This window comes from Streptosporangium sp. NPDC000095 (assembly GCF_042899335.1).
Classification (GTDB): Bacteria; Actinomycetota; Actinomycetes; order Streptosporangiales; family Streptosporangiaceae; genus Streptosporangium.
Genome location: NZ_JBIAZS010000024.1, coordinates 85,534 through 105,208 on the forward strand (window position 1 = coordinate 85,534; position 19,675 = coordinate 105,208).

The 19,675-nt window shown below is 69.5% G+C and carries 17 protein-coding genes; 11 read left to right on the forward strand and 6 right to left on the reverse strand.

Going from position 1 to position 19,675, the window contains the following annotated elements:
* Positions 1-44: 44 nt before the first annotated feature.
* Complete coding sequence (locus ACFY3V_RS36470) at positions 45-950, reverse strand: AraC family transcriptional regulator (protein ID WP_362906702.1); 906 nt, start codon at positions 948-950, stop codon at positions 45-47.
* 156 nt (positions 951-1,106) lie between these two features.
* On the opposite strand from ACFY3V_RS36470, the gene ACFY3V_RS36475 reads away from it, so the two are divergent.
* Positions 1,107-1,412, forward strand: a complete 306-nt coding sequence (locus ACFY3V_RS36475) for an antibiotic biosynthesis monooxygenase (protein WP_362906704.1) — start codon at positions 1,107-1,109, stop codon at positions 1,410-1,412.
* Positions 1,413-1,446: 34 nt separating this feature from the next.
* Positions 1,447-2,421: an alpha/beta hydrolase gene (locus tag ACFY3V_RS36480; protein ID WP_389779801.1), complete on the forward strand. Its 975-nt coding sequence runs from the start codon at positions 1,447-1,449 to the stop codon at positions 2,419-2,421.
* Between the two features lie 187 nt (positions 2,422-2,608).
* On the opposite strand, the gene ACFY3V_RS36485 is transcribed toward ACFY3V_RS36480, so the two are convergent.
* A complete protein-coding gene (locus ACFY3V_RS36485) occupies positions 2,609-3,079 on the reverse strand; it encodes a MarR family winged helix-turn-helix transcriptional regulator (protein WP_389779803.1) in 471 nt (156 codons plus the stop codon).
* Between the two features lie 75 nt (positions 3,080-3,154).
* Between ACFY3V_RS36485 and ACFY3V_RS36490 the strand changes: the two genes are divergently transcribed.
* From ACFY3V_RS36490 to ACFY3V_RS36510, 5 genes are all read left to right on the forward strand, one after another.
* Complete coding sequence (locus ACFY3V_RS36490) at positions 3,155-5,251, forward strand: MMPL family transporter (protein WP_362926555.1); 2,097 nt, start codon at positions 3,155-3,157, stop codon at positions 5,249-5,251.
* A gap of 261 nt (positions 5,252-5,512) precedes the next feature.
* On the forward strand, positions 5,513-6,430 hold the full coding sequence (locus ACFY3V_RS36495) for an ATP-binding cassette domain-containing protein (RefSeq protein WP_362906713.1): 918 nt from the start codon (positions 5,513-5,515) through the stop codon (positions 6,428-6,430).
* The gene (locus ACFY3V_RS36500; protein ID WP_389779806.1) at positions 6,427-7,251 is read left to right on the forward strand and encodes a hypothetical protein; all 825 of its coding nucleotides are present in this window, start codon (positions 6,427-6,429) and stop codon (positions 7,249-7,251) included. The genes ACFY3V_RS36495 and ACFY3V_RS36500 overlap by 4 nt, the downstream gene beginning before the upstream one ends.
* 49 nt (positions 7,252-7,300) lie before the next feature.
* On the forward strand, positions 7,301-8,011 hold the full coding sequence (locus ACFY3V_RS36505) for a response regulator transcription factor (protein ID WP_389779808.1): 711 nt from the start codon (positions 7,301-7,303) through the stop codon (positions 8,009-8,011).
* Between the two features lie 89 nt (positions 8,012-8,100).
* Positions 8,101-9,615: a sensor histidine kinase gene (locus ACFY3V_RS36510; RefSeq protein ID WP_389779810.1), complete on the forward strand. Its 1,515-nt coding sequence runs from the start codon at positions 8,101-8,103 to the stop codon at positions 9,613-9,615.
* Positions 9,616-9,708: 93 nt separating this feature from the next.
* Here ACFY3V_RS36510 and ACFY3V_RS36515 read toward each other — a convergent pair whose 3' ends face one another.
* The 4 genes from ACFY3V_RS36515 to ACFY3V_RS36530 form a co-directional block, all read right to left on the reverse strand.
* On the reverse strand, positions 9,709-10,689 hold the full coding sequence (locus tag ACFY3V_RS36515; RefSeq protein ID WP_389779812.1) for a threonine/serine dehydratase: 981 nt from the start codon (positions 10,687-10,689) through the stop codon (positions 9,709-9,711).
* 276 nt (positions 10,690-10,965) lie between these two features.
* Positions 10,966-12,462 carry an endo-1,4-beta-xylanase gene (locus ACFY3V_RS36520; RefSeq protein WP_389779814.1) on the reverse strand — a complete coding sequence of 499 codons (1,497 nt, stop codon included), beginning with the start codon at positions 12,460-12,462 and terminating at the stop codon, positions 10,966-10,968.
* Between the two features lie 580 nt (positions 12,463-13,042).
* Positions 13,043-13,792, reverse strand: a complete 750-nt coding sequence (locus ACFY3V_RS36525; RefSeq protein WP_362907428.1) for a hypothetical protein — start codon at positions 13,790-13,792, stop codon at positions 13,043-13,045.
* Positions 13,793-13,888: 96 nt separating this feature from the next.
* Entirely contained in the window at positions 13,889-14,908 is a 1,020-nt protein-coding gene (locus ACFY3V_RS36530) for a LacI family DNA-binding transcriptional regulator (RefSeq protein WP_350941325.1), read from the reverse strand.
* Between the two features lie 250 nt (positions 14,909-15,158).
* Here ACFY3V_RS36530 and ACFY3V_RS36535 point away from each other — a divergent pair, with 250 nt between their 5' ends.
* The 4 genes from ACFY3V_RS36535 (at position 15,159) to ACFY3V_RS36550 (ending at position 19,666) form a co-directional block, all read left to right on the forward strand.
* Positions 15,159-16,436 (forward strand): ABC transporter substrate-binding protein, encoded by a 1,278-nt coding sequence (locus ACFY3V_RS36535; RefSeq protein WP_350941326.1) that lies wholly within the window; start codon positions 15,159-15,161, stop codon positions 16,434-16,436.
* Between the two features lie 93 nt (positions 16,437-16,529).
* A complete protein-coding gene (locus ACFY3V_RS36540; RefSeq protein WP_350941327.1) occupies positions 16,530-17,456 on the forward strand; it encodes a sugar ABC transporter permease in 927 nt (308 codons plus the stop codon).
* A complete protein-coding gene (locus ACFY3V_RS36545; protein ID WP_362907431.1) occupies positions 17,457-18,308 on the forward strand; it encodes a carbohydrate ABC transporter permease in 852 nt (283 codons plus the stop codon).
* Positions 18,305-19,666, forward strand: a complete 1,362-nt coding sequence (locus ACFY3V_RS36550) for a GH1 family beta-glucosidase (RefSeq protein WP_389779818.1) — start codon at positions 18,305-18,307, stop codon at positions 19,664-19,666. The genes ACFY3V_RS36545 and ACFY3V_RS36550 overlap by 4 nt, the downstream gene beginning before the upstream one ends.
* Positions 19,667-19,675 lie beyond the last annotated feature (9 nt).

The following is a 19,675-nucleotide window of genomic DNA, read 5'->3' on the forward strand; positions in this document are numbered from 1 at the left end:
ACCGATATGCGGGCCGGTGCTCGGCCTTCGGGCCAGGGAGCGCGTCAAGCGAGAGCCGGTGACAGGCGGGACGTCGAACCGCGCAGGCGGGCGGCGTCCTCGCTCGGCGGCACGCCGAACTGACGGCGGTACTCCCGGCTGAACTGCGACGGGCTGTCGTAACCGACGCTGTGACCGACGCCGGTGACGTCGTTGGGACGTATGGCGAGCAGGAGCCGGGCCTCCTGCAACCGGATCTGCTTCTGGAACTGGATGGGGCTCATCGCGGTGACCGCCTGGAAGTTGCGGTAGAAGGCGGACACGCTCATGCCCGCGAGTCGCGCCACCTCCTCGACGCGGAAGGGCCGCGCGTAGTGGTCGCGGATCCACCGGACGGCACGGGCGATGTGGGCGAGGCTGCTGTCGGCGAGTCCGAGCTGGCGTACGACGGCGCCCTGCTCGCCGGTGATGACCCGCCAGAGGATCTCCCGCTTGATCAGCGGTGCGAGCACCGCGATGTCGCGTGGCCGGTCGAGCAGACGCAGCAGCCTGACGACCGCGTCGACGAGCGCGTCGGGCGCGTCACTGACGGCCATGCCGGACGGGGCTGCGCCGCCGGCGGGCGGTAGGTCTCCGGGGGCGGCCTGCAGCAACAGCTCGGCGACGGTCGCCGGGTGCAGGACCAGGCCGAAGCCCATCGCCGGCCGCTCGGGGCTCGCCTCGGTGAAGTGGCCGGTGATCGGCATGTCGACCGAGGCGAGGAGATACTGCCCGGCGCGGTATTCGTACACGCGGTCGCCCAGCGCGATCCGTTTCGCGCCCTGCGCGATGAGCGCCAGCACCGTGCCCGACATCGAGGACGACGGCGGGCCCGATTGCTCGACCTTCGAGACCAGGACGCCTTCGATGGCGGTGGTCATGTCGGGCCGGGCGTGGCGGTCGAGCAGGGAACGCAGCTCGTCGAGGTCCATGCCCCGATTGAAGCACAAGCCGGATACTCCACAAAGCGAGAGTATTAGGCAAGGGCGAGAGAGCATCCTTCTAACGTTTTCCCTGGTGGCGCTGCTTTCATGGAGTTGTCAGCATCCCAGGGGCAAACACAGGCTCCAAGAAAAAGGAGATCCCCCATGATCGTCGGCCACGGTTTCCATGCCACCATGACCGCGCAGCCGGGAAAGGGTGACGAGCTGGTCGAGTTCCTGCTCAACGCGCCGTCCCTGCCCAACGAGGACTGCGTCGTCTTCCTGGTCGGCCGCTCGGCCGGTGACCCGGACACCGTCCACGTCACCGAAGGCTGGACCAGCCGGGAGACCCACGCCAGGTTCTTCGCGACCGAGGAGGCGCAGGCGCTGGTCGCGAAGCTCCAGTCACTGCTCGTCGGCGAGTCCCTCTACACCGACGAGGTGCCGGTCGGCGGCAAGGCCGCCTTCTGACCCCTCCGGCCGACCCCCGCGAAAGGAACTCACCATGACATCGGTACGCCCCGACCTCGACCCCGAACTGCGCGCGCTGCTCGCGGAGATGCCGCCCATGCCCCCGCTCAGCCCCGAGGTGCTCGCCCAGCTGCGCCAGTACCCGCAGACGCCGATCGACACCCTCCTCGAAGGCCGCGCCGTCGACCGGCGCGAGGTCACCGTCCCCACTCCGGACGGCACGATGCTCCCGCTGTCGATCATCAGTCCCGCCGGGACCGACCGCACCGCGGCGGCACCGTGCGTCTACTGGATCCACGGCGGCGGGATGATCATGGGGGATCGCTTCTCGCAGATCGACATCCCCCTCGACTGGATCGACCTGCTCGGCGCCGTCGTGATCTCCGTGGACTACCGGCTCGCGCCGGAGGCGACGGGCACGACCCTGGTCGAGGACTGCTACCAGGGCCTGCTCTGGATCGCCGAGAACGCCGAGGACCTGGGTATCGATCCCGCCCGCGTCGTCGTCGCGGGCGCCAGCGCCGGCGGGGGCCTCGCCGCCGGGGTCACCCTGATGGCACGCGACCGCGGCGCCCCGGCGATCGCCGCCCAGGTGCTGATCTGCCCCATGCTCGACCACCGCAACGTCACCACCTCCAGCCGTCAGTACTCCGGCGGGCACGGTGTCTGGACCCGCGAGATGAACGAGTACGGGTGGCGGTCGGTTCTCGGCGACCTCACCGGCCAGGACGTGTCCGGCTACGTCTCACCCGCGATGGCCGACGACCTCTCGGGCCTGCCCACCACCTACATCGACGCCGGCACCGCCGAGGTCTTCCGCGACGAGGACGTCGACTACGCCACCAGGATCTGGGCGGCCGGAGGCCAGGCGGAACTCCACATCTGGGCGGGAGGCTTCCACGGCTTCGACGCGCTGTATCCGCAGGTACGCCTCTCGGCCGCGGCGCGCCGGACGCGCGACGACTGGCTCACCCGGGTCATGAGCCCGGACCATGCCCGGAAGGCATGACCCCAGACCATGAGCCCAGGTCATAAGCCCGGATTCCGGCACGTAGGCGCCGCCCCGGCCGATGTCCCCGTACGGGGACGACCTCGGGTCAGGTGTCCGGAGACCCACCGCCCGCCCCCATCGCCCACGACGAACGAGAAGACCGACGCCGTACGCAACCGCCGGGCCCTCGCGCTCGAAGAGCGGGTCAGTGAGAACCCGGCGCGGCTCGCAACACGTCGAGCTCCTCGTTCATCGCGTCAAGGAAGGTGGCCACGGTGCGCAGTTCCTCCGGGCTGAAACGCCGCAGGACCTTGTCCGTGCTGTGGCCGAGCGGGCGGAAGAAGACCGCGGCGAACTCCTGCGCGGCGTCGAGGTAGTGCAGGTGAACCACGCGCCTGTCGTGCACGTCGCGAACCCTGCGGATGTGCCCGGCCCGTTCCAGCCTGTCGAGGCACGCGGTGACGGCCCCCGAGGTGAGGTTCAGCTGCTCCGCCAGCCGGCTCGGGGTGATCGGCGACGTAGCGTCGAAGATCTTCATCAGGGCCTGGACGTCGGTGGGGTGCAGCCCGTGCTGGTGGGCGAACTCGTGGGCGATGCGGTTGAACTCGGCGGTCATCCTTCGCAGTCGCATCGCGAAGGCCAGCCGGTCGATGCCCTCCCCGCTGTCGCCGTTCATGACGCCATGCTACATTACTTCAATTATTGAGATACTCGATGATTGAGTTATCGTACGTCATGGAAAGGTGATGTCATGGGGCGGCGACCGATCCGCTGGCTTGTGCCGGCGCTGCTGGTGCTGGTCTGGCTGGGCATCGGCGGAGGGCTGGGGCCGTTCGCCGGCAAGCTCACCGAGGTGTCCACCAACGACCAGGCCGCTTTCCTGCCCGAGAGCGCGGAGTCGACACGCGTCCTGGAGGCGCAGGAGAAGTTCCGTCAGGACGAGACGCAGCCGCTCATCGTGGTGTGGACCGCGAACGGCGGCGACATCACCCCCGAGCAGAACACCGCGGCGACCCAGGCGCTCGCCTCGCTGCGCGGCACGGACGGCGTCGTCGGGACGCCCACGCCCTCCATCCCCTCCGAGGACGGCCGGGCGCTGCAGGGCGTGGTCCAGCTCAGCCCCGACCTCGACACCTCGCTCAGAGAGGTCCTGGACCGGGTCGGCTCTGCGGTGGCGGTCGACGGCCTGCGGGCCCAGCTCGCGGGTCCCGTGGCGAGCCGGGCCGACCTGTCCGACGCCTTCGCCGGGATCGACGGCCTGCTTCTCGGGGTGGCGCTCACCACCGTTCTGATCATCCTGCTCGCGGTGTACCGCAGCGTTCTGCTACCTCTCGTCATCATCGGCGGCGCGATCTTCGCGCTCGGCCTGGCGTGCGCCGTGGTGTACTTCCTCGCCGACCGCGACATCGTCCGGGTCGACGGTCAGGTGCAGGGCATCCTGTTCATCCTGGTCATCGGCGCGGCCACCGACTACGCGTTGCTGCTCACCGCCCGCTTCAGCGAGGAACTGGCCGCGACCGGCGACCGCTTCGCCGCGGGCCGCGTCGCGCTGCGGCGCTCGTTCGAGCCGATCGTCGCCAGTGCCGCCACGGTGGCCCTCGCCCTGCTCGCGCTGCTGCTCAGCGGCCTGACCAACAACCGCGCGCTCGGCCCGGTGGGCGCCATCGGCATCGCGTGCGCCGCCCTCAGCGCGCTCACCTTCCTGCCGGCGGCCCTGATCCTGCTGGGCCGTGCCGCCCTGTGGCCGTCGAAGCCGCGTCCGGCCGACAGCACGGCACGCGGGATCTGGCACCGCGTGGCCGCCGTGGTCGACCGCCATCCGCGCCGGCTCTGGATCGCCACCATCCTGCCTCTCATCGCCCTCGCCCTCTTCGCGCCGCAGCTGAGCGCGAGGGGTGTGCCGCTGGACGAGACCTTCGTGAACGACGCGCCTTCGGTGGCGGCACAGGCGGCGCTGAGCGAGCACTTCCCCGGAGGCTCGGGGCAGCCCGCGGTCATCGTCGCCCCCTCGGAGCGTGCCGAGGCCGTGGAGGAGACGGCACGCGGTGTCGAAGGCGTGTCCGAGGCCGCGACGGTGCCCGAGAGCGGACGGCCGGGCGACGACACCCCCAAGATCGTCGACGGGCTCGTGCTGGTGGAGGCGACGTTGAACGACGCCCCGGACAGCGACGCCGCCCAGGACACGGTCAAGCGCCTGCGCGCCGCCTTCGCCGCCGAGAACGACGTCCTGATCGGCGGTTTCAGCGCCCAGCGGTACGACACGACGGAGACCGCGAAGAACGACACGCTGCTCATCATCCCGGTCGTCCTGGTGATCATCCTGCTCATCCTCGTCGTCCTGCTGCGCTCGCTGATGACACCCGTGCTCCTGGTGGCCACCGTCGCGCTGAACTTCCTCGCCACCCTCGGCGTCTCCACGCTGGTCTTCACGCACGTGTTCGGGTTCACCGACGGCGACGCGTCCGTGCCGCTGTACGGCTTCGTCTTCCTGGTCGCGCTGGGGGTGGACTACAACATCTTCCTCATGTCCAGGGTGCGCGAGGAGACCGTGCACCACGGGGCACGAGAGGGTCTGCTGCGCGGGCTCGTCACCACCGGCGGAGTGATCACTTCGGCGGGTGTCGTGCTCGCCGCCACCTTCGCCGCGCTCGTGGTGATCCCCCTCACCTTCCTCGTGCAGCTCGCCTTCATCGTCGCCTTCGGCGTCCTGCTCGACACCCTGGTGGTGCGCTCCCTGCTCGTCCCCGCGCTGGTACGCGAGCTGGGCGCGCGGGCCTGGTGGCCCAGCCGCCTGGGAAAGGCCGACGCACCTCGGACGTCCCCGGAACTGACCGAGGCGTCACGGTGACCCCCGGACCGGCAGGCGACGGCACGTCCCGTCGTTTCGTGAGCCGGTGGTGAGCCTGCGGTAGCGGTGGAGGGCGGCGACCGGGGAACCGCCGCCCTCCACCCGGTGTGAATATCCTGTGAGCTCCGACCCCGGCCCGCCCCGAGCACCGCCCGGGCACCACCCGAGCGCCACCTGGGCGGCCTCGCGGGCCGGAAAGCTCACAGGAGGCTCACAGATCCTCTCCGAGATCGCGCAGCCGACTGGTCCAGGCTCGGTCACATGATTGAGTTACGGAGGTTGACCAAGCACTACGGCCAGGTGGCGGCGGTGAGCGACCTGAGCTTCGATGTCAGGCCGGGTGTGGTCACCGGGTTCCTCGGCCCGAACGGCTCGGGCAAGACGACCACCATGCGGGCGATTCTCGGCCTCGACACGCCGACGAGCGGGACCGCGACGATCCGGGGGCGCCGCTACGCGGACCTTCCCGCACCGATGCACGAGGTGGGGGCGCTGCTGGACGCCCGCGCGGCACATCCGGGCAGGAGCGTGTTCAACCACCTGCTGTGCCTGGCCCAGAGCAACGGCATCGCGCGGAGCCGGGTCGAGGAGGTGCTCGGGCTCGTCGGCCTCCACGCGGCAGCCGGTCGGCGAGTGGGCGGGTTGTCCCTGGGGATGGGCCAGCGGCTCGGCATCGCCGTCGCCCTGCTGGGGGATCCGGAGGTGCTGATGTTCGACGAGCCGGTCAACGGGCTCGACCCCGAGGGCATCGTGTGGATCCGCACCCTCATGCGGGAACTCGCCGCCGAGGGCCGGACGGTTCTGGTGTCCAGCCACCTGATGAGCGAGATGGCGCTCACCGCCGATCATCTGATCGTCATCGGCCGCGGCCGGCTGATCGCCGACGCCGGGCTTGAGGCGTTCATGCGGTCGAACTCGCGAGGGACCGTCCTGGTGCGTACCCCCGACGCGGAGGAACTCGCCCACCGGCTGCGCGACGCCGGCGCGACCGTACGGCCGAGCACGGAAGGCGCCCTGGTGGTGACGGGAATGGAGGGCCCGGAGATCGGCAAGATCGCGATGGTTCACGGAGTGGTGCTGCACGAGCTCACGCCGCACCGGACCTCCCTGGAGGAGGCGTACATGGAGCTCACCCGTGACAGCGTGGAGTTCGGCTCCGTCGAGGGAGCCGGGCGATGACCGTGTCCTCCACCGGGTCCTCCACCGAGACTTCCACCGGGTCCTCCACCGTGTTTTCCACCGTCCTGCGCTCGGAGTGGACCAAGTTCCGCACCATCCGCGCCACCGGGTACGTGCTGGCCGGCGCGTTCGTGACCGCGCTCTTCTACGGCTTCCTGTTCGGCACCGCGAACGGCAGAGCCTACCTGGGCGCCTCCGCCGAGGACCAGGCGTCCTTCGACCCCGTCGTGACCGCGTTCCGCGGCCTGTTCCTCGCGCAGCTGCTCGTCAGCGCGACGGGCGTGCTCGCCGTCACCTCCGAGTACGCCTCCGGAACGATGCGGACCAGCGCCACCGTCGTGCCGCGAAGGGGGCGTCTCCTCGCGGGCAAGGCCGCCCTCGTCGCCCTGATCCTGCTCCCCTGCGGGCCGCTCATCGCTCTCGGATCCTTCCTGATCAGCCAGGCGACGCTCACCGCCCAGGGCGTTCCGAGCGTCACCCTCACGGATCCGGGCGTGCCGGGCGCGATCGTCGGCGCGGGCCTGTACCTGACGTTGATCGGCCTGTACGGCGTCGCGATGGGGTTCCTGATCCGCAGAACGGCGGGAGCGACCGCCCTCGGATCGTTCCTGCTGCTGCTACCGGCGATGGCGTCCCTCTTCCCCGACTGGCTGGCCAGGTGGGTCCTGACCTACTGGCCGACCGCCGCGGGCATGACCCTCTTCACCCCCAGCCCGGTCACCGGCGCCCTCTCGCCCTCCCTGGGATTCACCGTGCTCGCCACGACCGTGCTCGCCCTGCTGCTCGCCGCGCTCACCCTGTTCCGCTCGCGGGACATCTGATAGACGAGGGGAGCACGTCCGGAAGATGCCGGCTGGTGAAAGAAGGCGAATGGACACGTACCGGCTGCTGGTGGTCGACGACGAGCCCACGGTCCGGGAGCTGCTGTCGGCCACCCTGCGCTTCGCCGGCTACACGGTCGGCGCCGCCGCCACCGGATCCGAGGCCCTGGAGTCCGCCCGGCACGAACCACCGGACCTGGTCCTCCTCGACGTGATGCTGCCCGACATGGATGGCTTCGAGGTGATCCGCCGTCTCAGGGAGCTTCCCAGGCCGCTGGGCGGCGGTCGGCCGGGCCAGATCCCCGTCCTCTTTCTCACCGCCCGCGACGCGGCGGAGGACAAGGTCAATGGATTGCGGCTGGGCGGTGACGACTACGTGACCAAGCCGTTCAACCTGGAGGAGCTGCTCGCCCGGATCGAGGCCGTCCTGCGCCGCACGGGACTTCTCCCCGACGACCGGACGTTGCGGGTGGGTGATCTGGAGGTCGATCCCGACGGCCGTCAGGTGCGGAAAGCCGGTCACACGGTACGCCTGTCGCCCACCGAGTTCCGGCTGCTGCACTATCTGATCCTGAACGCGGGCAGGGTCGTCTCCAAGGCCCAGATCCTGGAGCACGTCTGGCGGTACGACTTCGCGGGCGACTCCAGCATCGTCGACACCTACGTGAGCTACATCCGGCGCAAGATCGACACCGTCGAGCCCAAGCTCGTCCACACCATGCACGGCGTCGGATACGTACTGAGAAAACCCAGGTCATGATCGTGGGTGCGGCCGTACCCGCGGATTCCGGGAAACCGGGACGGCGGCCGAGGGGCCTTTCGCTCCGCGGCCGCCTCCTGCTGATCACGATGGCCCTGCTCACGACCGGCCTGGTGGTGAGCAGCATGGTCGCGATCGCCACCCTCCGCTCCCACCTGGTCAGCAGGCTGGACGAACAACTGCTACCGCTCGCGACGCTGTTCTCGCGCGTCCCCCCCGAGCTGGTTCGATCGCCCGTCTCCGCGGAGGGCACAGGGGCCCTCCGGATCCCGGGCATGGGTCTGGTCGACCAGGTGTACATCGCCTCCCTCTCCCCGGACGGTACGACCCTGCAGCGGAGAAACCTCTCGGCACGGGGAGAGAGGCAGAGCCCGCGGCTCCCAACACTCGACGCCGAGGCCGTCACCCGGCTCGGCGGGCACCCCTTCGACGCACCGGGGCAGGCGGGCTCGGCGGGCTGGCGGGTGATCGTGCTGCCACGGGCCTCGCCGCGGCTGCCTCCGGCGGGACCGGCGCCTTCCTCGGAGAACGGCGGCGTCGTCGTGGCCGCGTCGCTGAGCGGCGTGAACTCCACCCTCGTCCGGCTGAGCCTCGTCTGCCTGGTCACCGCGGTCGTCCTGCTGACCCTGCTCGCCGTCATCGGCTGGTTCGCCGTACGCCGAGGGCTGCGACCACTGCGCGGAATCGAGGAGACCGCGGCCGCCATCGCCATGGGCGACCTGTCGCGGAGGGTTCCCGAGCCCGCCGCGCCCGGCACGGAGGTGGGCCGTCTGTCGACCGCGCTCAACGGCATGCTCGGCCAGCTGGAGACGGCCTTCGCCGCCAGGGAGGAGTCGGAGGCCCGGCTGCGGCGCTTCGTGGCGGACGCCAGCCACGAACTGCGCACACCGTTGTTCGGGATCAAGGGCTTCTCCGAGCTGCACCGGATGGGCGGCCTGCCCGACGTCGACCGGACCATGAGCCGTATCGAGAGCGAGGCGGGACGTCTCGCCCGGCTGGTCGAGGACCTGCTCCTGCTGGCCCGGCTGGACGAGGGCGAGAGCGCCCTGCCGATGGACCTGGCGCTCATGGACCTCCGTACTCTCGCCGCCGACGCCCACCACGACCTGCGCACCCTGGACCCCACCCGCCAGGTGACCCTGACCGGCCCGGACGGCGGCCCTCCCACGCAGGCATCGGTCCACGGTGACGAGGCCAGGCTGCGGCAGGTGGTGACCAATCTCGTCGGCAACGCCGTCACCCACACCCCGTCGGGCACCCCGGTGCGGATCGGCGTCGGCACGGTCGGAGACGAGGCCGTGCTGGTGGTGGAGGACGCGGGTCCTGGAATGACCGCCGAGCAGGCGGCCCGGGTGTTCGACCGCTTCTATCGCGCGGACGGCTCGCGCAGCCGTACCCCGGACGGTGGAACGGGGTTGGGCCTGGCCATCGTCCGCTCCATAGTCACCGCCCACGGCGGCCACGTGGAACTCCGCACGGTCCCCGCCGAAGGCGCCACCTTCCGAGTGGTCCTTCCCGCCACTCCGGATCCCGCGTCCTCCCACACCGAAGGAACAGGATCCGTCGGTCGCGAAGAGCCCGATCAACCGACGCGAAGAGCCTGAGTGACCGAACCGTCCCGCTCCCGGACGGTGAAGTCGTGGCGGCCGGTCGCGCGGTTCCGCAGCGACGGCGAACCGGGGACGTACGAGCGGTCGTCACGATCCGCGGATGGGAGCCGCGCCGATCCAGCGGTGATAGGCGTTCATGTCGACGTTGCCGCCGCACACGACGGTGACCACGTGGCGGCCCGCGAAACGGTCACGGTCTTCGAGGATCGCCGCGACGCCGAGCGCGGCCGACGGTTCGACGACGAGGCCGGCGTGGTCGAGGAGCATCCGCATACCGGCGATGATCGACGACTCCCGGACGAGGACGGCGTCGTCGGCGACGAGGAGAAGGTCGTCCAGGACCTCGGGGATGGGACGCCGACCGGCGACGCCGTCGGCGATGGTGTCGGTCGAGTCGGTGGTGACGACGCGGCGTTGGCGCCACGAGTGTGTCATCGCCGGTGCGCCCAGCGGCTGGACGCAGATCACCTCGACTCCGGGCGCGAGGGCTTTCAGCACATGCCCCACACCGGTCGCCATCGCCCCGCCGCCGAGGGCGATCAGGACGGCGTCGAACGACGGTGCGGTGTTCACCAGTTCCAGGCCGATGGTCGCCGCGCCCTCGCAGGTCTCGATGTCCAGGCTGTCCTCGACCAGCCGGATGCCGTCGTGGCGCGCGATGGCCACGGCCCGCTCACGCGCCGTGTCGAAGTCGCCGTCCACCAGTTCCAGTCTCGCGTCCAACGCGCGGATGCGATCAAGCTTGACCGCGGGCGCGAAACGGGAGGCCACGACGGTGACGTCGAGCCCTCTGCCGCGCCCGGACCAGGCGAGCGCCTGGCCGAGGTTGCCCGCGCTGGCGCACACCGCCGCCCGCGGTCCTTCGTCGGCGAGCCGGCTCGCGATCACCTCGGTGCCGCGGGCCTTGAAGCTGCGCACCGGGTTCGCCGTTTCCAGCTTGACGCTCACCGCGCACCCGAGGCCGGGCTCCAGCGCCTCGCAGCGGTACAGCGGGGTGTCGAGAAAAACCGGGTCGATCACATGGCGAGCCGCCCGGATCCGAGCGGTGTCGAGGCGGGTCTCCAGCACGACACGGCAGCGTAGTGCCACCGGCGCCGTTCCGTACACGGGCCGCCTCGGTGGCCGAGGTTCGTCCGTGTCGACCACGACGCACAGACCCGCACCGAGCAGGCGGGGCTCACCTCTCCGGACGTGAACGCCCTCCACGCGACACGGCGGGCTCGGTTTTGTACCGAGCCCGCCGTGCCGATTTCATCGGATCCTGGTCACGTGCCGTGACGCCGCTCCCCCGGTTCCGAGGAGCTCACGTGCCGGGTGGTGTCAGGGTCTCCTGAGCATCCCGTCCTAGCTGCTCCACCTCTGGGTGGACTGGCCGTTGCAGCTCGCGATGGTCACACCGGAGGTGTTGCCGGTGCCGGTGACGCTGAGGCACAGGTTGTTGGCGACGCTGGTGATGGTGCCGTTGGAGTTACGGTTCCACTGCTGGTTGTTGCCGCTGTGGCAGTCGTACAGCTGGACACGGGCGCCGGAGCCCGCACCGGTCGGGGAGTCCAGGCACTTGCCGAGGATCTGAAGCTGCCTGCCGGAGGTGTAGGTGAACTGCTGGTTGGGGTTGGTGTGGCAGTCGTAGATCTGCAGCTGGGTGCCGTTGGCGGTGGCGCTGTTCGGCGAGTCCACACACCTTCCCGCCGCCTCGTTACGCAGCCGGAACGAGGTACCCGGCGTGGGCGTGACCGTCGGGGTCACCGTCGGGGTGGGGTTCGGGTTCGGGCTCGCGGCGTTGAGCGCGTTCAGCACCGAGGTGTAGGCGGCCTTCTTGTTGCCGTTGCCGTCGAAGAGCAGCGGGCTGGTGTTGGCGCCCAGCCAGGAGTCGCTGTCGCGCACACCCCACACGGTGATGCCGGTGCAGCGCGCCACCGCCAGGCAGTCGTTGACCACCGCGGCGTAGGTCTGGGCAGAACCGCCCTGGATGTCCAGCTCGGTGATCTGCACATCCACACCCAGCGCCGCGAAGCTGGAGATGGTGGTGCGGTAGTTGCTGTTGTAGGCACTCTGGCTGTTGAAGTGCGACTGCAGGCCCACACAGTCGATCGGCACGCCGCGCTGCTTGAAGTCACGGACCATGTTGTAGACGGCCTGGGTCTTGGCCCAGCTCCAGTTGTCGATGTTGTAGTCGTTGTAGCAGAGCTTGGCGGCCGGGTCCGCGGCCCGCGCGGTGCGGAAGGCGACCTCGATCCAGTCGTTGCCGGTGCGCTGCAGGTTGGAGTCACGCCGTCCGCCGGAGTTGCCGTCGGCGAAGGCCTCGTTCACCACGTCCCAGGCGTAGATCTTGCCCTTGTAGTGGTTCATCACACCGTTGATGTGATTGATCATCGCCTGGCGAAGGCTGCTGCCGGACATCCTCTCCATCCAGGCCGGCTGCTGGGAGTGCCAGGCCAGCGTGTGCCCGCGCACCCGCTTGCCGTTCTGCACCGCCCAGTTGTAGATGCGATCGCCATTGGTGAAGCTGAACTGGTTCTGGTTCGGCTCCGTGGCGTTGATCTTCATCTCGTTCTCGGCCGTGATCATGTCGAACTCACGGTTCGCGATCGTGGTGTACTGCGAATCACCGAGCTTGCCCGCGGCGATCGCGGCGCCGAAGTAGCGACCGCTCTGCTGGGCCGCCGCGCCGAGCGTGGTCGCCGCGGCACTCGCGGAGCTCGATGCGCCGGCCGAACCCGGAACCGTCACCGCCGCGAACGTGCCGAGCACGAGGGTGCCGAGGGCACCGGCGACCAGGGTCCGGCGGAGACCACCGAGGGGTCGCCGGGTTCCGGGCGGGGGAATGGCATTTGTGCCCATAACTGAGCCTCCAGATTTTGGTCATGGAAAGCGGGGAAAACGGGGGGACATCCCATGGACCGACGCCGCGCTCCTCGCCGGGGAACGCACACCACTGAGGCGTCGCGGACGACGATCTCTGCCGCGCACCACCGACTGGCAGGAAGACCGTCTCGGGGACTCAGTCTGGAAACGTTGACGAAATATGTCAAGGTCTCCCAGAAACTTTCGGTTAACCTGTATGACACGAGTGCCACGGACCTGCTCCGACACCGCCCGATCCCACCGAAAGCCGCGCCGCCGCCACCCGAGCCACGACATCGCCGATGAAACTTTCAGCGAGGCACCCTCTCCGACCAGGTACGGCCACCCCACGAGATGCCGAACAGGCTGGCGCACCCCACCTTCCTCCCGGCCCGGCGCGCACGGGGTTCTTGACAGCCCCTCCCGCCTGAGGTTTGCTTCCCTCCACCACCACAACCCGCTCGAAAGAGAACAAAGCACGGTCGAAAGGCGGAAAGTTAGCGCTAACAACGCCAGAGAATCGCCTGAAGGCGGGCCCTTTCGCCATCCACAAGGACCCGCCGTCGCTCTCGTGGGATTACTCGTCAGGCAGCAGGTATCGCCAGGAGAGCAGGAAGAGCGTTCCCGAGCCGGTCTTGAAGAGTGACCGCTCGTACTGCTGCCCGGCGGGCACCGCCTTGACGATCGCGCTCACCGCCGCCCCCTCGATGTCCTTCTGCCACACCGGGTCCACCGTGCCCGAAGGCTCCGGGACCTCCGCGGGCCACGGCGCCGGCCTCCCCTCCGCCGACCCGGCCGCTTCGACGACCATTCGGACGCGGGTGGCGACGTAGTCGGTGCCCGCTTCCGCCCGGGCCGCCAAGCCCTCCATCAGTTTCTTCGCGTCCAAGAGCGCCTTCGGGTAGAAGTCCGCGACCTGCTCCAGGGCCGGGACCCGGACCTCGAACATCTTTCCGTCCTTCCCCCGTACCCCGAAGACGGTGGTCGGCACGTCCGTCACCGCCGGCGCACCCGATCTCGGCTCCGCGGTCGGCGACTGCCCGGTGAGGTACTTCTCCATCGACGCGACCGTCTCGTCCCTTTCCGCATCGGTGAGCTTCAACTGCCTGCTCGCGTCGACGATCACCAGGCCGTCGCTGTACAGCACCACCCTCGGCGGACGCAGCACGTTCGTGGTCGGGGTCACGAACCCGCCCTCCGCGCCCCACAGGGCGACCGGCTTCGCCGGCCCGCCGTCAGCCGCGACAGCCGACATATCCGATTCCGCTCCCCCGCATGCCGCGGTCAGTGACAACAGCGCGACGAGCAGGGCCGTTCGTAGTCTCATGCCCCACAAACGTACGCTTCCTTCAACTGGTTCAGCCGGTGTCGTCCGAGGTCAGGCGGATCCAGGTGCCGTCGGTGCCCGCACCGGCGATCGCGGTCAGAAACGGGGGTCGGGGCCGGTGGAGCCGCGGACGACAAGGGTGGTGGGCAGGAGGCGCGAAGGAGGGGTGACGTCTTCGTTGATCATCGTGATGACCGCCGCGGCCGCCGCCGTACCGAAGCCGGCCTTGTCCTGGGCGAGCGTCGTGAGCCCCGGCGGCACCAGCGCGGCGAGCTCGATGTCGTCGAACCCGACCAGCGCGATGTCCTCGGGCACCTTCAACCCCGCCTCGGTCACGGCCCGCAGCGCGCCGATCGCCATCTCGTCGCCCGCGGCGAACACCGCGTCGGGCGGCTCCTCCAGCTCCAGCAGGGCGCGCATCGCCGCGTACCCGCTCGACAGGTAGAAGTCGCCCTCGACGACGAGCTCGGGGCGGTGCGCCAGGCCGAGTGCGGCCAGTTCCTCCAGGTAGCCGCGCAGCCGCTCCGCGCCCGGCCTGGTGCGGGTCGGGCCGGTGATGGTGGCGATGACCCGGCGCCCGGTCGCGTGCAGGTGACGGACCGCCTCGCGCGCCCCGGCCGCGTTGTCCGAGGTCACGTAGGTGGTCCGCGGTCCCTCGATGGGCCGGTCGAGGGAGACGCACGGCACCTCCGAGGCCGCCAGCGGCTGGAGCGAGGGGTCGTCCCTGCCGTTGTCGATGAAGACCACGCCATCGAGGTTGTGCCTGCGCACGGCGCGGAGAAAGTCGTCGGGCGTGCCGTCCTCGCTGGTGGCGAGCATGAGCAGGTGGTAACCGCGCTCGCTCAGCGCGGTCTTCAGCCCGATGAGGATCTCTTGGAAGAACGGGTGCCGCCAGCCGGGACGGCGGTGGTCGGTGTCCCAGATCAGGCCGACCATGCGGGATCTCTTGGTGGCCAGGGTGCGTGCCGACTCGTTGGGCAGGTATCCGATGCGTGCCGCGGTGCTGAGAATGAGCTCGCGGGTCTGTGCGTTCACCACCTCGGGGTTGTTGAAAACGCGGGAGACAGTCGCCGACGACACCCCGCAAAGGCGCGCCAGCTCTCGAATCGTTGCCACGGGCGTACGTTATCGCATCTCGCTGAAACCGGTTTCATGTAACCGGTTGCATGGAAGTTATGCGAGAGGCCGCATCGTGTCAACCCACCATTTCGGGTTTCAGGCGCGTGACGTTTCCGTGACTTGACATCAAGTGGCGGCGTTCTGTGAAATATCCCACTGACAGGCCGATGCCACACCGCTGCCACGGGGCTCGGCCCGCTCATCGCATCTCGCAGCCACCCTTCCTCTCCCCCAGAAGGAGCCCCAGGTGTCTGCTGAACGAATCCGTCTCGCCGCCGGAGTGCTCGCCATCGGCATGCTCGCCGCAGGGTGCGGCGGTTCCACCTCCACCGGCTCCACGCCGACCGACGGCAAGATCACCCTCACCCTCAACCTGTTCGGGAACATGGGCTTCAAGGAGCTCTACGCCAAGTACGAGGCGGCCCACCCCAACATCAAGATCGTCGAGAGAACGTCGGCGTACAACGACCACCACCGCAACCTCGCGGCGCACCTCGCCACCGGCGCCGGCACCGCCGACGTCGAGGGGATCGACACCGGCTTCATCGCCCAGTTCAGGAACCAGCCCCAGCACTTCGTCGACCTGCGCCAGCACGGCGCCGACCAGCTCAAGGACCGCTGGCTGCCGTGGAAGTGGGAGGCGTCGCTGGCCAAGTCGGGGGCTCAGATCGGCTACGGCACCGACGTCGGCGGCCTCGCCATGTGCTACCGCCGCGACCTGTTCGAGAAGGCCGGCCTGCCCACCGACCGTGAGGAGGTCGGCAAGCTCTGGCCCGACTGGACCTCCTACTTCGAGACCGGCAAGCGCTACACCGCCAAGAAGCCGGAAGGCGCCGCGTTCTTCGACGGCGGCCCCCAGGTGTTCAACGCGATGATCGGCCAGGCCGAGACCGGCTACTACGACGCCGACGACAACATCGTGGTCGCCACCAACCCGGCCGTGCGCTCCGCCTACAACGAGGTGCTCAAGGCCGTGGCCGACGGCCAGTCGGCCAAGCTCGTCGGCAGCTCGCCCGCGTGGAACACCGGCTTCGCCAAGAGCCAGTTCGCCACCATCGCCTGTCCCGCCTGGATGCTCGCCAAGATCCAGGACCAGGCGAAGGCGTTCGCCGGGAAGTGGGACGTGGCCGCCATCCCCGGCGGCGGCGGCAACTGGGGCGGCTCCTACCTCACCGTCCCCGCCCAGAGCAAGAACCAGAAGGAGGCCGTGGCGCTGATCGCCTGGCTCACCGCGCCCGAACAGCAGATCGAGGTGTTCAGCAAGCACGGCATCCTGCCCTCCACCGTCGCCACCTACGAAAAGCCCGAGGTGACCGGCCTCAAGCACGAGTTCTTCAACGACGCGCCGATCGGGCAGATCTTCACCACCGCCGCCCTCAACCTCAAGCCGCAGCACCAGGGCCCGAGGGCCGGTGACATCCAGACCGCCATCCGCGACACGATCAACCGTGTGGAGGAGGGCAAGCAGAACGGCGACGAGGCGTGGACGCAGATGCTCGGGGACGTCGAGCGCATCGGCAAGTGACGCCGCGCATCGATCCGTGAGAGCCGCGCGACGGCGGGCTTAGGGCTTAGGGGAGAGCCCGCCGTCGCGCCCCCTTCCCCCGAGGAGTCGACCGTGACCCCCGTCAGATCAGGGCCCCGGCGCCGCTGGGCCTACCAGCTCGACGTCAAGGGCTCGCCGTACCTTTACATCGCCCCGTTCTTCCTGCTGTTCGGCGCGGTGGGCATGTTCCCGCTGTTGTACACCGCCTATGTCTCCCTCACCGACTGGAACCTGCTCGACCCGGAGCGCGAGTGGGTGGGACTGGCCAACTACGCCGAGTTGCTGGCCGACGACTACTTCTGGAACGCGCTGTTCAACACCGTCAGCATCTGGCTGCTCTCCACCGTGCCGCAGCTGCTGGCCGCGCTGTTCCTCGCGCACATGCTCAACCGCAGGCTGCGCGCCCGCACGCTGTTCCGGATGGGCGTTCTGCTGCCCAACGTGACCTCGATCGTCGCGGTCACGATCATCTTCACCCAGCTCTTCGGCCGTGACTTCGGCATGGTCAACTGGGGCCTCGGCCTGGTGGGCCTGGATCCGATCGACTGGCAGGCCGGCACGCTCTCCTCACACGTCGCGATCTCGCTGATCGTCATCTGGCGGTGGACCGGCTACAACGCCCTCATCTACCTGGCCGCCATGCAGACCATCCCCGAGGACCTGTACGAGGCGGCCCGGCTGGACGGCGCGAGCCAGTTCACCCAATTCCGGAAGATCACCATTCCGATGCTCCGCCCCACGATCATCTTCACCGCCGTCGTGTCCACCATCGGCGGCTTCCAGATCATCGCCGAGCCGCTGCTGTTCCAGGCCGGCACCGGCAACCCGACCGGCGGCTCGGACCGCCAGTTCCAGACCGTCGGCCTCTACCTCTACGAGCAGGGCTTCAGCATGTACGAGTTCGGCTACGCCTCGGCGATCGCCTGGACGCTCTGCGTGATCATCGTGGTGATGGCGCTCGTCAACTTCGCCGTCACCCGCAGGATCAGGAGCAGCTGAATGGCACCCCTCACCGCCGTCCGACGCGGACTGAACCCCCACAGGGCGGGGTTCTGGACCTACGCCGCGCTCGTCGCCGTGCTGCTCGGCTCGATCTTTCCCATCTACTGGTCGCTCGCCGTGGCCTCCCACGACAACGACGTCATCGCCAGCGTCCCGCCGGTCCTCACCCCCGGCGGCCACCTGTTCGAGAACATCGCCCGCGTCTTCGACACCACCGCGTTCGGCCAGGCGATGTTCAACTCCTTCCTCGTCTCCGGCTCGGTCACCGTCTCGGTCGTGCTGTTCTCCACGCTGGCCGGCTTCGCCTTCGCCAAGCTGCGCTTCCGCGGACGCAACGTGCTGCTCGTCATGGCCATCGCCACCACCACCGTGCCGCAGCAACTCGGCATCATCCCGCTGTACATCCTCATGGCGGAGCTCGGCTGGACCGGCAGGCTCGGGGCGGTGATCGTGCCCGGCCTGGTCACCGCGTTCGGCGTGTTCCTCATGACCCAGTACCTCTCCAGCGCCATCCCCGACGAGCTGCTGGAGGCCGGCCGCATCGACGGGTGCAGCACGCTGCGGCTGTTCTGGCACGTCGTGCTGCCCGCCGCCCGGCCTGCCACCGCCGTGCTCGGCCTGTTCACCTTCATGCATGCCTGGAACGACTTCTTCTGGCCGCTGGTCGTCCTCACGCCGGAGAACCCGACCGTCCAGGTCGCGCTCTCCAGCCTGGCCAGCGGCTACACCACCGACTACGCGCTCGTGCTCACCGGCACCGTGCTCGCGATCGTGCCGATCGTGGCGGTCTTCGCCGCGCTGGGCCGTCAGATCATTGGGGGAATCATGTCAGGAGCGATCAAGGGATGACCCAGGACCGTACGCCCTTTCCCGCCGGGTTCGTGTGGGGGACGGCCACCGCCGCCTACCAGATCGAGGGCGCCGTGGACGCCGACGGGCGCGGCCCCTCGATCTGGGACACGTTCTGCCGCGTCCCCGGCGCGGTGGCGAGGGGCGAGAGCGGCGAGCACGCCTGCGACCACTACCACCGCTGGCGGGAGGACGTGGAGCTGATGGACCGGCTCGGCGCCGGCGCCTACCGCTTCTCGCTGGCCTGGCCCAGGATCATGCCCGACGGCGACGGCCGGGTGAACCGGCGCGGCCTCGACTTCTACCGGCGGCTCACCGACGCCCTGTGCGAGCGCGGCATCGAACCGTACGTCACCCTCTACCACTGGGACCTGCCCCAGGCGCTGGAGGACCGCGGCGGCTGGCGCGACCGCGACACCGCCGAGCGCTTCGCCGACTACGCCGAGGTCGCGCACGAGGCGCTGGGCGACACGGTGTCCCGTTGGATCACGCTGAACGAGCCGTACTGCTCCTCCATCGTCGGCTACGCCGAAGGCCGCCACGCACCCGGCGCACGCGAGGGCCACGGCGCGCTCGCCGCCGCCCACCACCTGCTGCTGGGCCACGGCCTCGCCACGGCCAGGCTGCGGGCGCGGGCGCGCGAGGGAGAGCAGGTCGGCATCACGCTCAACATGTCGCCCACGGTGCCCGCGACCGGCTCGGCGGCCGACGCCGACGCGGCGCGCAGGATGGACCTGCTGGTCAACCGGCAGTTCACCGACCCGCTGCTGCTCGGCGCCTACGCGTCCGACATGGAGGAGACCTTCGGCGCCCTCAGCGACTTCTCCTTCCGCCGCGAGGGCGACCTGGAGGTCATCAGCGCGCCGCTGGACTTCCTCGGCGTCAACTACTACTACCGCATCCACGCCGCCTCGGCGCCGTACGAGCAGACCGACCCCGCACTGCGTTCCGCCTTCGACCTCGGGGTGCGCGGCGTCACCCCCGACGGCGCGAGGACGAGCGGGCTGGGCTGGCCGGTGGAGCCGCAAGGGCTCCACCAGACCCTCCTCGGCCTGACCGGGCGCTACCCCGCGCTGCCGCCGATCCTCATCACCGAGAACGGCTACGGCGACGACGGGACCCTCGACGACACCGGTCGCGTCGACTTCCTGCGCGACCACCTCGCCACCATCCGCGCCGCGATGACCGACGGCGTGGACGTGCGCGGCTACTTCTGCTGGTCGTTGCTGGACAACTTCGAGTGGGCCCGGGGGTACGCCGCCCGATTCGGGCTCGTCCACGTCGACTACGAGACCCAGGCCCGCACCGAGAAGGCGAGCTTCCACTGGCTGCGCGAGTTCATCGCGAAACAGGGATAGCCGGGATAC